The sequence below is a fragment of the Grimontia indica genome (assembly GCF_000333895.2).
Taxonomy (GTDB): Bacteria; Pseudomonadota; Gammaproteobacteria; order Enterobacterales; family Vibrionaceae; genus Enterovibrio; species Enterovibrio indicus.
Genome location: NZ_ANFM02000016.1, coordinates 78,843 through 92,609, shown reverse-complemented (window position 1 = coordinate 92,609; position 13,767 = coordinate 78,843). Strand labels below are relative to the sequence as shown.

The following is a 13,767-nucleotide window of genomic DNA, read 5'->3' as shown; positions in this document are numbered from 1 at the left end:
TCTTGTGTTAAGTTGTTTTTGGAAACTAAAGCCTTGTCAAGCAAGTTGAGCCGCACCAATAATACGGCCGGCATCATCAATTCCCTGTGGCAATCCCCCGGCGTCTCTCGTATAGATGTCGCGGCAAAGCTGGGGTTGGATAAATCCACAGTCACCAAAACCGTCAACCATCTGTTGGACATTGGGATGATCCTCGAGCAACCACAGGTCGTGACGGGCAAAGGCGGTCGTCCTAAAGTTTCCCTCGTCTTCAACCCCGACTTTGGTGTGCTCATTGGTGTGGATGTCAACTCTGACACGTTGAAAGTTTCCGTCGTCAACTTGCTAGGCCAAGTCGTTTATCACGACATGTTACCCATCGACACTCAGGCTTCTATCGATAAGGCCCTGTTGGATGTCCTCGTTCCCTGTGTCGATACCATACAAAAACTGTTTCCGCGGATTCTCGCCATCGGTATTGGCATGCCGGGCGTGATCGACCCCGATAAGAGTCAGCTGTTGGTTTCCCATGCACTGACTGCCCGCACTAACATTAACTTCGCCAATCAGTTCAAACGCCTGTTCCCCTACCCTGTTTTTCTCGACAATGATGCCAATTGCGGCGCCTGGGGCGAACTGATGCAACAACGCAGCCTGCCTTACGATCATTTCCTCTATGTGCTGCTTTCTACTCACCATGCCCGAGAGCTTTACCATCGTCTTGGCATTGGTGTTGGCGTTATCCTCAACCGCCAACTCTTCTACGGTGAGAACTACATGGCGGGCCAGTTCAATAGCCAGCAGCTAATGCGCGGCGCAGAGCCGACACCCAGTGTGATCATTGAAGAGTTCTCTGCCCTCGCTGTAAACCTTTGCAGCTTGATGAGCATTCGCCGCATTGTTATTGGCGGCAATGGTCTCTCTTTCGGCTCTGAGCTGGCGTCTTCCCTTCGCAAACACAGCGACGCATTAACCGGCTCCCTGATCGTGAAACCCAATATTGAATTTTCGTTGCTGGGGCCACAGGCCGCAGCGATGGGCGCGGCCTCAATGGCCTGGCAAAAGTTGCTTACACCAGAACTAAAACTGGCAGAGAGCCTAAGTCTCAAACAGAACGGTAATCTTTCAATTTAGGGTTAATGACAAGGACGTCTGATGGTAACCATATTTCCTGCACCAAAACGTTATCTCGCTGGATATGCCAGTAAGCGTATTTGTGTTTCAAGTTTTTTGACGACTTGCCCGGTTAGTTTTGGCGCAAAATTGCATCATGCAGCGCTCACTTACCGACACGACCCTTCTTTACAGGAACAAGGTTTTAGAATCAGCTTTGCTGACAACAGTGTTTTAATTGAATACAGCGATCTCGAAGGTATTCGTTACGCACACCTCACGGTCAACCAATTGATAGAGACACAAGCGGTCGTCAGAGAAGACGCGGTCATTGAAGATTGGCCCGATTTCCCAACACGCTCAGTATTGCTGGACATCAGCCGGGATCGCGTTCCAACCATGGAGACACTGAAAAGGTTGATTGATTACTTCAGTGCCCTGCGCTTCAACCAATTCCAACTCTATACCGAGCACACCTTTGCCTACCAAAAGCACGAAACGGTATGGCGCAACTATTCGCCGATGACAGAGGAAGAAATCCGGGAAATCGATGCTTACTGCCACCAGCAAGGCATCGAGCTGGTGGCAAATCAGGCGACATTCGGGCATATGGAAAAGTGGCTGTGTCACCCTGAGTATCAACATCTGGCAGAGCAAACCAGCGGCTTTTTGGATCAACGCGGTGACTTCAGGGCCGGTGCCTTTGGCTTAAACCCCATCAGCGAACAAACCGCAGAATTTGTGGACGGATTACTCTCAGAGCTCACGCCCAATTTTTCCAGTGACATCCTGAACATTAACTTCGATGAAACCATGGATTTGGGGATTGGCGCGAGCAAATCCGCCTGCGAGATTTTCGGCAAAGGAAAAGTGTTCCTCAACTACCTTAACAAGGTGTTGGAAATCGCAAACTCAAAAGGCAAGCAATGCCAGATTTTCAGTGACATGTTGTTCCGTTATCCGAATCTTATCGATCAGCTCCCCGAAAACCTCACCTTGCTGAACTGGGGTTACGAAGCAGACCACCCCTTCGACGCAGAACACAAGCAGTTGGCGCTGTTCAGATACCCATTCCACGTCGTGGTTTCCACAGACTGCTTTGCTTCTGTCGCAGGCAGATGGGACGCCGCCACGACACATATGCGTCGCGCCGCTAAATCTGCAAAACGGTATGGTGCAGAAGGCTATATGGTGACCGAATGGGGTGACATGGGACACGGCCAACAGCATGCCATGCCGATTCCTGGCTATGCTTTCGGCGCTTCCATGGCATGGGGGGAAGAGCAGCAAACTGACAGTGATATGATTATCCCACTCAGTTGGTATTACCCTGACGCGTCTGAGATTGAATTGAATGCGTTGACCGCACTGCAAGATATTTACCGAACCACCGGGATTGAAACACCTAACTGCGCCTTTTTTGGTCCCGTATTGTTTGACCAGCAATCAGGACGCCATATTAAGCGGATGAAGGGGCTCAGCACCCATAATCTTGATCACTCACTCGCTGAACTGAACAGCTGGAAGGCACGGCTCGGCCCACTCCCAGATAACGAACTGAGAAAAGACCTTCTTTGGACTATTGATGCGTTAGAGATGGCATGTCTCATTGTGAAAGGGTATACAGAGGAAGAGCATCGCCTTACACAGAATTTCAGTGATGAACGCAAACAGATGTTGCAGGCGAGTTTGCAGCCGTTGATTCAGCGTTATCGCGAACTTTGGCAAGAACATTACCGACCCGGAGGCATGATGCAAAGTAGCAGTCGTCTTGAGTATTTGTCTTCGCTTCTGACGATCAAAGAAACTGATAAGGAAACCTCCCTGTGAGTACCACAGTGAATGACATAAAGACGGCAATCGAAGCACTTAATCTTTCAGGCAAAGTCGTTTTTGCACATTGCGCAATGCGTTCGTTTGGCGGATTTGAAGGCGGCGCAGAGTGGCTGCTGGAGACTTTTCTCTCTGCCGGTTGCACCGTGGTCGCGCCGACATTTACCTATTTTCCTATGTGTCTGTCGCCCGATGGTGTCGAATACTCGCAAAATGGTTATCGTGGAGAACTTGAAACAGACCCCTCTCCTTACGACGCCGATGCTAATGACATTGAGCCTTCAATGGGCGCTTTTGCCAAAGCGGTACTTAACCACCCCAAACGCTTCAGAACTGAGCATCCGATGAATAGCTATGCGGCAGTGGGTCCGCTCGCTCAAGCAGTGCTCGCACCCCAAGACGATTTCAATGTCTACGGTGTTTACCAATCTCCTCAAGCCAGAAATGCCGTTGTGCTTTCAATAGGAGTCACCCCAAACAGCATTACACCTATTCATTATGCAGAGCAATTGGCTGGAAAAGCGCTGTTCCGTCGCTGGGCGCAAACAACCCATCGGGGCGTCGTTGAGACATGCGTAGGGTCATGTTCTGAAGGGTTTACCCATCTTCAGCCTTACCTATCAACAATCCAGTCTGAAAAACTGGTAGGGGAAAGCACTTGGACAGCATATCCACTCGAAGCGTTACTCGACGTATGTACTCAGGCATTTCGCACGAGTCCATCCATAACACGTTGTTCTGATGATTGTCCGCGATGTGAAGATATGGCACTTGGTGGAGTTAAAATTTAAAACTAGCCCCCGGGAATCAGAACCTGAACCTCCCTCCTTATTTCTGCCCTTAGCCTGAAGTGTGTGACGCCGTCACCTTTTAGGCTTTTTTTATGCAATGTGTTCAAGTGAATACACATACCAGCACTTATACTGAAAGAACTTTGACGACCTCAGCTTTTATGTCTACTTTGTTAAACACATGTAACAATAAAAGGACAAAGAGCATGAAAGGAACGCACAATAATATCAGTTACATAGTGAAGGTTAACGAAAGGGAAGATCTGGGAGGGTTCGCTGCCTCATTTTCTTTCACTTCACCTTCAGGACAAGGTGAAGCCGAATCAAAAGCCTATGAGCTCATGAACTCTGATAAATCACTATCAATATTCAAGAGTCAGGAAGATGCGACCAAGGCTGCAGAGCGCTGCGTGAGAATTTGTATCGATGATGGCTTTGTCCGATAAGCCTAAACCCAAACAACATGAAGCTAAAAAAGCACCTTTCGGTGCTTTTTTGTTATCGGCCAGGCTGCCACTCATCATATTGTGGCATGTCGTGTTCATAACTCAGCCAACTGACTTCATCTGACTTCCATATGCGAAGCTCTGGGATCTGCCCAGGATCTTCATCCAGCGATGCAACCCGCAGCGCGTGAAAGGCACCGCCCTTTTTCATTTTCACCAGTGGACTGCCGCACACCGAACAAAAGTGGCGTTTTGTGCCCGGTGAGGATTCAAACTGAGAGACTTTCTCTTCACCTTTCAACCATTGAAAATCTTCTGGAAGAACCGCCGCCGCGGTGTTAAACGCAGCCCCGTTAGATTTTCGGCAGGCACTGCACGAACAGTGCGTAATGGGTGAACTTAACTTTTTAACTTCATATTGAACAGCACCACAAAGACAGCTTCCTTTCATCGCTTCTCCTTATTGAGTCATTACCTTTCTACTGCTCCGGTAATCTTTTTATAATTCAGGCAACAATCTCATCGTTTTATCGATAAATCAACAGCATAAAAAAAGGCATCTCTATGAGATGCCTTTTTTACACTTCTATCAGTTTATGCCGCTTCGGCCGTTTCCAGCTTCTGCGATTTATCAAACATCAGCTTGTAACTCATGATGCCGATAACCAGCGCCTTGATGATCATCATCTGCGGGTTGCCATAGTAAGCCGCCATACCAATAAAGCCAGATAGCAGCATCAACTTGCGATAGTTGGTTAGCGTAGTCATGTAGAGTGCCAACAAAATGATACCTAGGTCAGCGAACTGCAGTGCCACTGGCAATGTTGGATCGGCAATAAAAGCGGTAACCGCCACATAAGCAATATAAAGGATACCCGCTGCCATCACGCCACCTAACGCCAATATCACTGTCTTAGAGGCATTGGTGAAATCTTTCGCATAGCGGTAAGTGTTCAGTGAAGCCACCGAAAGGTTCAGAATAACTTTCGGCCACCAACCCATAAGAAATGCCCACAGCGTGTCATTTGCCGCCGAGCCGAACGCGGCAAAGCGGGTGAATTTCATGCTGTTGAAAATCGTGATACCAATATAAAAAGCGACAGAGGTCCATCCTAGGATTTCTGTGATCAGGTCTAACGTCATTCAGGGTACTTCTCTTACAGGCGAGCGGTTTGCTCTGGGGTGTGTTTTCCATAACCGACAGATAATCATGCCGAATCTTTAACCAATCATTAACACATTTACAGAGTGTTATCAGGCCGAAGCCTGATAATAAAGTGATATTGATGTACTAATCAACGAGTATTTTGGAATTTGTAGTGTGGTGGTGGGAAGGCTTGATGCCCAGTTAAATCAAGCCTATTTCGTTTTCTGGCTAAGGTACTGAATCCACGAATGGCTTTGCGATGATGGTTTAAGCGCATCGGCTCTTTTCGCATGGAGGAGTGCTTTATCGAGCTCATCAAGCTTGTCGTAGGCCAGCGCGCGGGCAAGCTCTACGTCTGAGGCTTTTTCGGGATTGTCGACTTTATCAAGTAGCGATAATGCCTTTCGATAGTGGCCATGTTGAAGCGATAACTGCGCAGCAACCCAGTAATACTTGGGGGCATCGGCGGCGGCACGTTCCCAAGCACCAATCGCCTTATCCCACTCTTTGGCTTGCTGCCAATAAGATGCTTCCATCACAAGGCGCGTTGTATCCTCACCACCTTGATTCACTTCCGCCATGACTGCGGCAGCTTTCTCCGGCACGCCCTGTTGCTGGTATAGCTGCGCCATCATCATCTTTTCAGAATCGAACAGCTTTATACCTTCGCGCGTTGCCAGCACCAGGGTATTGAGCATCTGCTTTTTGTCACTCAAGCGTTGGTAACTGCCTACCAACTGTATCCACCAGGTTTTCTTGCCAGGTTCAATCGCGATCAATTGCTTAAGCGTACGGGTCGAACCTTTCCAGTGTTTAAGCTTCAGTTGCGAACCTAATTTCAACGATAAAGAAGAGGGCTTATCAGATGCTAGCTTCAAATGGGTATTGATACCTTTAAGCGCTTTACTGTACTGCTCATCCTGATAATGGGCCTGAGCGATACGCAGCCATATCTCGCCATGGTCTTTGCGGGACAGTTCTGGTGTTTCTGACAGCGGATAGTAAAGCTTGAGTGCATCCTGATAACGCGATTGAGTCATTAGCAAATCTGCCAACATACGTTCAGAATCCTGCTGCGCTTCTGCTTCCAGCACATGGCTGTTCACCGCCGCATAGAGAGCATTGATAGCTTTGAGTGTCTCGCCTCTTTGCCAATAAACCACCCCGAGCATACGATTCACAAAGGCGCTGTCATAATCGGTGGGTTTGGGTGCACTTTCCAATGCCTCCGCGGCTTGTTGCCACTGTTCTTCCGCTTGGAATTCAAGCGCCTTTTGCAATTGCCTCGCCGTCACAGCGGATAGCTCAGCCGCATTGGAAGAAGGTAAGAACAATGCGCCCACTAGCCAAATAAGCACTGAGCGACGACTCACTAATTGTTGGATGAAACGCTTCATTTTGTGAGTGCAAACTCCAGTTTTACTGTCTGACCCGGCTGAGGAACAGGTTTTCCTTCAACCAACAACGGCGAGTATTTCCATTTTTTCAGTGCCTGCAGCGCTTCTCGGTCAAAGATGCGTTTTGGAGACGCCTCGATGATTTTCAAGCCGGTGGGACGGCCTTCTTCATCAATCGTAAAACTCACCACCACATAACCTTCAATACCGCGGCGCAAGGCTTTGGCAGGATAGCTAGGTTGAACACGCACCAGTGGCATCGCGGCCTGATTACCCTGTCCAAATGACGGCGTTAATTCGCCCACGGCTGGTGCAGGCGCAGCTTTTATCGCAGGCATGTTGATGTTCATACCATCGACCTGAATATCCATCGCAATATCCGGCATCACAGCTTGAATGGAAGGGGTGGTCGCTGCCGCTGTAGGCGCGCTCATTTGCATACTTGGCGGTGGAGGTGGAACGTCTGGCTTAGGCGGTGCAACACGGTCACGGCGTTCTATCTCACTTTCCGGTTCAGTCATAAAAACGTCGAAAGCAAATGGCAAATCTTCGTCTTTTGAGGAACCAGAAGGTGCAGCAACCATGGTAGCCATGAGCGCGAAAAGACCAAACGCGCTCAGCAACCCCATCGGCATTGCTAATAGCATTCGCAGCATTAGGGTTTCTCCGCTGCCAACGCAATCTTCACGATGCCTGCACCTTTCGCTGCATCAATCACTTTCACAACCGTACCGCTGTAAGCGTGCTCGTCCGCCTGAATCACCAGTGATGCTTCAGGTTGCTCACTGACCAACCGTGTCAGTGTGGCTTCCACACGTTCTTCATCAACCCGCGTTTTATCAATGTAGATATCATTATTCGCTGTTACCGCCACATAGATGCCCACACTCTTTTGTGCAGTGGCGTTGCTTGCTGTGGGGCGATTCACATCCACACCAGACTCACGAACAAAGGTGCTGGTGACGATAAAGAAGATCAGCATAATGAAGACAATATCTAACATCGACGTCAGATCGATTTGTGCATCTTCACGCTGCTTTTGATGACGTTGGAATCTCATGCCTGCCCCCTCAAAGCCTGCGCCAATGATGCTTCACGGCGTTCACAGGTTTTCTGTAAACGGGCATGGGCAAACAACCCTGCCAATGCGATGACCATACCTGCCATGGTGGGCAAGGTCGCCAGTGAAATCCCCGCCGCCATTGAACGGGGCTCTCCTGTCCCTTCCAGCGCCATTAGGTCAAACACGGATATCATCCCTGTCACTGTGCCCAGCAAGCCAAGCATGGGGCAAATTGCCACCAGCGCTTTCAGGAAATTAAGATTACGATAAAGCTGGGTATGAGCTTCAAACAACCAGCTTTCACGCATAGAACGCGAAACCCAGGAAGTTTTGTCTTCCCTTGATTGCCACTTAGCAATGGTTTGTTTCTTCAAACCAGGATACGCCGCAATCAGAAACAAAAGGCGCTCAAAGACCAGCAACCAGCTCAGAGCCGCCACCAAGGCTAAGCCCCACAAAACCGGGCCGCCTTGCGTCATAAAATCATTCAGAGAGAGCCACCAATCTTGAACGCTCGGCAGCTCCAGAAACGTTACTTCTGTCATGCCAGCTTCACTATTGGTCGAACGTTATTCGAGGTTTCAGATTGCTCCGCTACAAGGCTAACACCCACTTTTTCCAGCGTGCCACGCAGCGTATCTGCCTGAGTGCTTAGAATGTTGTGGGCAAGCAGAAGCGGGATAGCCGCGACCAAACCCAATACCGTTGTCACCAATGCCATCGAGATGCCGCCCGCCATAATTGTTGGGTCGCCGTTACCGTACTGAGTGATCACCTGGAAGGTTTCAATCATCCCTGTCACTGTGCCAAGAAGCCCCAGCATTGGCGCCAGTGCTGCCAGCAGTTTCAGCATCGATAAGCCTTTCTCGAAATGTTGCTGTTCATCCATGATGGCTTCCATCAGGCGAAGCTCCAGCGTGTCGAGTGAGCGATCTGGCTCGTTTCGGTACACATTAAGAATACGGCCTAGCGGGTTGTTTCCAGGCTGCATTGGCGTTCTGATTTGTTTGGCAATAGCAATACGCGCACGGAACATGCTGAAGCCACGCACCAGTGCGATGATGAGTCCTACCGCCAACAGCGCTGCGATGATTTTCCCAACGACACCACCTTGATCAAATCGGTCTGCCAATGACGGTGTGTTTGCTAACTGTTTGATCACAGTGCCACGGGTGGGATCCACCAGTGCAAGTTCTCCACTTGGCAATGAAGAAACCGACGCGCTGTTCAGCCCCCCATCTACAACTGGAAGCTCATTAGCTTGCTGGCGGGTGCTGTCCCACTCCAGATAACCATCATTGTTAACAAGGCCAACATTACCGAGGCGCAACACGTCCTGAGGCGTCACCACACCGTTACTGTCACGTACACTGACGGATTCAGACCCAATCTCACCACTGTTTTTAAGCTCTTGCAGCATGCCTTTCCAGAAAGCCGTTAACGTTGGTAAAGAAGGTAAAGATTTCGCATCGGAGATAGCATCCAACGCCTTGTCCATGTCAGGTTGATTCATGGTTGCCGGGGCGTTATACCGCTCAGCATTCACTTCACGGCCCGCTTGACGTACCACGCCAAACACTTCGCCTAAGCTGCCGGTTTCCAATCGCAGTGTTTCTTCCAACGCTGCCAGCGTTTCTTCATTGGTACTGAACGTTTTGCTCAGTTGTTCCGCTTCTGTTTCCAATGCAGTTTGCTGGGCTTGCAGCTCTGCAAGTTTGGTTTTCAGTGCTTGCTCGGCCGCGTTGAATCCTGCTTCACGGACAACATTGTGCTGTTTTGATTCAGCTTGAGCGGTTTTAGTGTCACTCACCAGATTCGCCGAAGAAGGCGAACTCAGAAGTAAGGCGCTCAGCACTAATACAGAGAATGTTTTCATTGCGCTGCCCCCTTCACCATAGAAATAGACAACGGCAAGGCCATCAGTGTAGGAGGCTGCTTTTTATTGGCGACATCAAACGCTTGTTGAATGGCTTCGTAAGCTCGCTTATCAACAGGTAGCCATTTGGTGGTCGACTGTTCATAGAACCAAAAAGCATCACCATTGAGGCTTCTCGCCACGAGAGACAGGCGCCCAAGGTGCAAAATGTCGACATCTCTTTCGACACCATCCAGAGGCAGCGTTTCCTGATAGATGCCAAGCTTAGCGCCGTAATCCAGTTCGATTTGGTAGGCTTCGAGAATGCGACGGAATTTTTCCGCATCTGCCACATCGGCGCGTGTCATCAGGGTTTTCAGACCATCCACGCGGTTTTGGCGCTGTGCTGATTTAATAGGAAGATCCTGACTGACCCAGACATCGAGATCATCAATCATGCGATACATCAGAGGGACAATACCCTGACGTGTCTGAGCGATCTCTTCCAACTGCTGGTTAAGGCTTGCCTGTTCCTGTTCCTGATTTTCAACCAAGGATTTAAGATGATTGCGGTAAAGCGTGAGATTCTCAATTTCACGCTTCAGCTTTTCAATTTCCGCTTTGGTTGACTGGGCTTGCTCGTCGCTGACATCAATACGTTGTTGCGAGGCCGCTGCCGCTTTCACCGTTTGGGTTTCAATAGCAGCCGCTTTATCAATGTCCGTTGCTTGGGCAAGTAAGGGCAGGCTTAACAAGGTCGCAGCGCCGAAGCGCTTTACAGCATTCATGAAGTTGTGTCTCTCTGGGCGTAAAGCATAGTGTAAAACAGCACACATATTTCAGGGTTAATTGCCAAACGGATTTTAATCCACCCGGCAAGTGGTGTCAGAACTATGTGCGTCAGATACCCTCACTCCGTCAGACATCGACAGGCTTAGGCGGTGTATTGTCATAAGCAGTTTTAGCGGTTTCCCATAACTCATCTCGGGATGACGTTGCGCTGACCAAGCCGTTAACCCCCGCATAATGCAGTGTTGATAAATCCTCAGCACTAGTCTGCGGCAGCATCACAACCAAAGGCAAAGACGTTGACTGGCGAAGCCTTTTTACATCGGTCACGCAAGGCAATGCACCTTCTCCTGCCAACAGGATCATATCGAACTGGGTCTGGCTCAGCGCCCGCTCGGCCTGTTTAACGTGAAGCACTCTTGTGACCTTGCAGCCATGCTCGGCAAGTACACTTTTCATCCAGCCACAAGGCGACAGCACATTTTCGATAAGCAGCAGTTCACGCATTGCATTCAAAACCGCTAATGATATTCATTCTCATTACTATCTCACATCCCAAGTCACAAATACAACTCAATTTATTTGGGACTATTCCCCTATTTCTCTCTGATTAAGAGTAACTTACTGTTTTTAGATCATGGTCTCATATTTTCGCTATTTATAGATTTGAAACTATTGATAACACAATGCCCAGAAGCGTAGACTTTACGCATTAATAATTAGAAACTTAATTTCACTTCAGTTGGTACGGATAGCGCTATGTCTAACAACAAACCTTTAATTATTGCCACCGCAGTATTGCTGGTTGCGATGATTGCTCTGACACTTTCTTCCATCACCTATTCCAGCAAAATCTACACAATCCAAATTCAGAAGCAGCATGAGAAACTGCTAAAAGATCCTGAAGATGCAAAGATTGCCGATCTGATCGGTCTGGCAGACATTTGTGAAGACGTCCGCTTCAGCGGTACGCTTTCTCTGCACATGAATGACGAAGATACCTTTAGTATTCAACGTGCTTGTGAAGACATCAAAACCCGTCTTCGCATGAACCAATTCAGCGACCAAAGCCTTTCAATGCGTCGCTAAGTTCAGCCCCGCTGAAACATAAAAACTTAGACAGAGGCTTCCGGGCCTCTGTTTTTCGTTGAACAGCCCCACTCATTGTGGCACATTCGCCGCTGTCATTACCTATTCAAGCAGTATTATGGACCATCAACCAAACAACCCGCTTCATGGCGTGAAACTCGAACAAATCATCAACAAGCTGGCGGAACACTATGGTTGGCAGGCACTTGGCAATGAAATCGCCATCAACTGCTTCCGAAGCGATCCTTCGGTGAAATCCAGTCTGAAATTTCTGCGCAAAACCCCTTGGGCGCGTGAGAAGGTCGAGCAACTCTATGTCGACACCTTCGCTGGCAACACAACGACTGAAAAAGCCGATCCTTGGGCAGCCGCACTCAAAAAACTAGATAGCGACGCCTAGGACCTATTAACCTTGGTGGCTAAGTTTTGTTCTTGCAAAAAGCGCTTTTAGCAGAACGCTATGGGAAGCGCTGATCCCGCAGTTGCCCACAATTGACTGATCTTTGGCAAACATTCCGGTTCACACTCACATTGTGTCATCGTGAGTGTGAACATCGATAAAGCCGGGAGCCAGCACCAAACTTTTCCCGTTTATCTGCTTCTCAGCGGAGAGAGAGCCCGGGCTGCTGATGGCTTCTTTCCGGTCATCCTTCACTGCCACATCGGCCTCAAAGGCTGGCTTACCTGAACCGTCAATTAGATTTACTCGACTTACCACAACATCGAATTCCATCGATCTGTCCTTGTTGCTTGTAGAATTGGGAGAGATTTGCTGTAGCCAGCACCGCATCGAAGCCTTAATATTTTGAGTACTTATCAGCCAGCGCGATGGCACACAGTGGATGTTAGGAGAATAAGGAATGAGTCACTCTGCGGAACAACCTATTGATAACTATCAAGTGTCACTCCAAAAAAACTTCCCGCCGGGTACAAAAGGTGTTTGGGCTGAACAGAAAGACGATGGACGTTACAGCCTGACTTTGGAAGAGATCAGCCTACCCGCAGCCGTCATATTGCAAAGCGCGGTCGACAGCAACATCCAGTGGATGCAAGCGTTCGCTGATCAGCACCAGGTTAAATTATGTCCTCATGGTAAAACCTCCATGACACCTTACCTCTTCAAGCGCCAACTTGAACAAGGCGCCTGGGGCATGACAATCGCCACACCAGCTCACGCAGAAGTTGCAGCCATGACAGGCGCACAAAACATCATCATGGCCAACCAGTTGGTGGGGAAAGCCAACATGGCCGAGGTTGCCAGACTCCAATCCTGCTTCGATGTGAATTTCTACTGCAGCGTTGATTCAACATTGAATGTGGAGCAGCTATCGAGCTTCTTCGCAGAACGTGGCCAGCAAGTGAATGTTTTTATTGAGTTGGGTGTCGCTGGCGGACGGTGTGGGGTGCGGGGAATTGAAGCAGCGACTGAGCTTGCTAAATGTATTCATCAATTACCAGGTACAGCCCTCGCAGGCGTCGAAGTCTATGAAGGCGTCATTTCAGGTGACGATGCCGAAGCGCGTGTCCGTGCCTTCATTGCCGAAACTGCTGAACTTGCGAAATCCCTCAAAGATCAGGGGCTGATTGACACCAAAGATGCCATCGTCACTGGTGCAGGTTCGGCTTGGTATGATGTGGTGGCAGAGACCTTCTCCCAATATAACGACTTACTCCCTGTTATCCGCCCCGGCTGTTATCTCACCCACGACACCGGTATTTACGATGTTGCGCAGAAGAAGGTGATGGCCCGTGCAGAGAAAAATCAGGGAGTCGCTTGCCGCTTGGGTGGTGATTTGAAGAACGCGCTGGAGGTATGGGCTTGCGTGGTTTCTACTCCAGAGCCGGGCAAGGCAGTGATTGGTATGGGCAAACGTGATGCCTCCTATGATGCAGGATTACCTATTGCAGAGCGCGGCTTCCGAAACGGCTCGCCAATTGATATCAAAGGGTTGACGGCTACCGCCGTGATGGATCAGCACACCTTTGTCGATGTCCCAGAAGAATGCGATTTACAGGTAGGTGATGTCATCGCTTTTTCCACGTCACATCCTTGCCTGACTTTCGATAAGTGGCGCTATATTGCGTTAGCTGATGACGACTTTACTGTTGAGCATTGGTTACCCACCCAATTTTAACTTCCTAAGATGCTCACATCGGTGAGCATTTTTTTTGTCTCTATACGCATCTAACGACTTTCTTCCACCGTCCCTTTGTTTGTACCTCACTGTTTTATCGGTTCCGAGAGATCCGTCTCTCCAGGTGCTG

The 13,767-nt window shown here is 49.2% G+C and carries 17 protein-coding genes; 7 read left to right on the top strand and 10 right to left on the bottom strand.

Annotation, left to right across the window (positions count from 1 at the left end):
• Positions 1-33 precede the first annotated feature (33 nt).
• From D515_RS10070 to D515_RS10055, 4 genes are all read left to right on the top strand, one after another.
• Positions 34-1,113 (top strand): ROK family transcriptional regulator, encoded by a 1,080-nt coding sequence (locus tag D515_RS10070; RefSeq protein WP_002538207.1) that lies wholly within the window; start codon positions 34-36, stop codon positions 1,111-1,113.
• Between the two features lie 21 nt (positions 1,114-1,134).
• Positions 1,135-2,922, top strand: a complete 1,788-nt coding sequence (locus D515_RS10065; RefSeq protein ID WP_002538206.1) for a beta-N-acetylhexosaminidase — start codon at positions 1,135-1,137, stop codon at positions 2,920-2,922.
• The gene (locus D515_RS10060; RefSeq protein ID WP_002538205.1) at positions 2,919-3,716 is read left to right on the top strand and encodes an AAC(3) family N-acetyltransferase; all 798 of its coding nucleotides are present in this window, start codon (positions 2,919-2,921) and stop codon (positions 3,714-3,716) included. Before D515_RS10065 ends, D515_RS10060 begins: the two co-directional genes overlap by 4 nt.
• Positions 3,717-3,922: 206 nt before the next feature.
• A complete protein-coding gene (locus tag D515_RS10055; protein WP_002538204.1) occupies positions 3,923-4,162 on the top strand; it encodes a hypothetical protein in 240 nt (79 codons plus the stop codon).
• Between the two features lie 52 nt (positions 4,163-4,214).
• Here D515_RS10055 and D515_RS10050 read toward each other — a convergent pair whose 3' ends face one another.
• The 9 genes from D515_RS10050 to D515_RS10010 all read right to left on the bottom strand — a co-directional run bounded on the left by D515_RS10050 (position 4,215) and on the right by D515_RS10010 (position 10,920).
• A complete protein-coding gene (locus tag D515_RS10050) occupies positions 4,215-4,613 on the bottom strand; it encodes a GFA family protein (protein WP_002538202.1) in 399 nt (132 codons plus the stop codon).
• Between the two features lie 143 nt (positions 4,614-4,756).
• Positions 4,757-5,305 (bottom strand): hypothetical protein, encoded by a 549-nt coding sequence (locus D515_RS10045; protein WP_002538201.1) that lies wholly within the window; start codon positions 5,303-5,305, stop codon positions 4,757-4,759.
• Positions 5,306-5,521: 216 nt separating this feature from the next.
• Positions 5,522-6,706: a tetratricopeptide repeat protein gene (locus tag D515_RS10040; RefSeq protein WP_002538200.1), complete on the bottom strand. Its 1,185-nt coding sequence runs from the start codon at positions 6,704-6,706 to the stop codon at positions 5,522-5,524.
• A complete protein-coding gene (locus D515_RS10035) occupies positions 6,703-7,362 on the bottom strand; it encodes an energy transducer TonB (RefSeq protein ID WP_002538198.1) in 660 nt (219 codons plus the stop codon). Before D515_RS10035 ends, D515_RS10040 begins: the two co-directional genes overlap by 4 nt.
• Entirely contained in the window at positions 7,362-7,766 is a 405-nt protein-coding gene (locus tag D515_RS10030; protein ID WP_002538197.1) for an ExbD/TolR family protein, read from the bottom strand. Before D515_RS10030 ends, D515_RS10035 begins: the two co-directional genes overlap by 1 nt.
• Positions 7,763-8,314: a MotA/TolQ/ExbB proton channel family protein gene (locus D515_RS10025; protein WP_002538196.1), complete on the bottom strand. Its 552-nt coding sequence runs from the start codon at positions 8,312-8,314 to the stop codon at positions 7,763-7,765. Before D515_RS10025 ends, D515_RS10030 begins: the two co-directional genes overlap by 4 nt.
• The gene (locus D515_RS10020; protein ID WP_002538195.1) at positions 8,311-9,645 is read right to left on the bottom strand and encodes a MotA/TolQ/ExbB proton channel family protein; all 1,335 of its coding nucleotides are present in this window, start codon (positions 9,643-9,645) and stop codon (positions 8,311-8,313) included. Before D515_RS10020 ends, D515_RS10025 begins: the two co-directional genes overlap by 4 nt.
• Positions 9,642-10,412: a DUF3450 domain-containing protein gene (locus tag D515_RS10015; protein ID WP_002538194.1), complete on the bottom strand. Its 771-nt coding sequence runs from the start codon at positions 10,410-10,412 to the stop codon at positions 9,642-9,644. Before D515_RS10015 ends, D515_RS10020 begins: the two co-directional genes overlap by 4 nt.
• A 130-nt stretch (positions 10,413-10,542) precedes the next feature.
• A complete protein-coding gene (locus tag D515_RS10010) occupies positions 10,543-10,920 on the bottom strand; it encodes a response regulator (protein ID WP_002538193.1) in 378 nt (125 codons plus the stop codon).
• Positions 10,921-11,172: 252 nt separating this feature from the next.
• Between D515_RS10010 and D515_RS10005 the strand changes: the two genes are divergently transcribed.
• Complete coding sequence (locus D515_RS10005) at positions 11,173-11,502, top strand: hypothetical protein (RefSeq protein ID WP_002538192.1); 330 nt, start codon at positions 11,173-11,175, stop codon at positions 11,500-11,502.
• 118 nt (positions 11,503-11,620) lie between these two features.
• Complete coding sequence (locus D515_RS10000) at positions 11,621-11,902, top strand: VF530 family protein (protein WP_002538190.1); 282 nt, start codon at positions 11,621-11,623, stop codon at positions 11,900-11,902.
• A gap of 126 nt (positions 11,903-12,028) precedes the next feature.
• Here the strand turns inward: D515_RS10000 and D515_RS09995 are convergent, their stop codons facing one another.
• Entirely contained in the window at positions 12,029-12,235 is a 207-nt protein-coding gene (locus tag D515_RS09995; RefSeq protein WP_002538189.1) for a hypothetical protein, read from the bottom strand.
• Between the two features lie 127 nt (positions 12,236-12,362).
• Between D515_RS09995 and D515_RS09990 the strand changes: the two genes are divergently transcribed.
• On the top strand, positions 12,363-13,637 hold the full coding sequence (locus D515_RS09990; protein ID WP_002538187.1) for an amino acid deaminase: 1,275 nt from the start codon (positions 12,363-12,365) through the stop codon (positions 13,635-13,637).
• Positions 13,638-13,767: the final 130 nt, after the last annotated feature.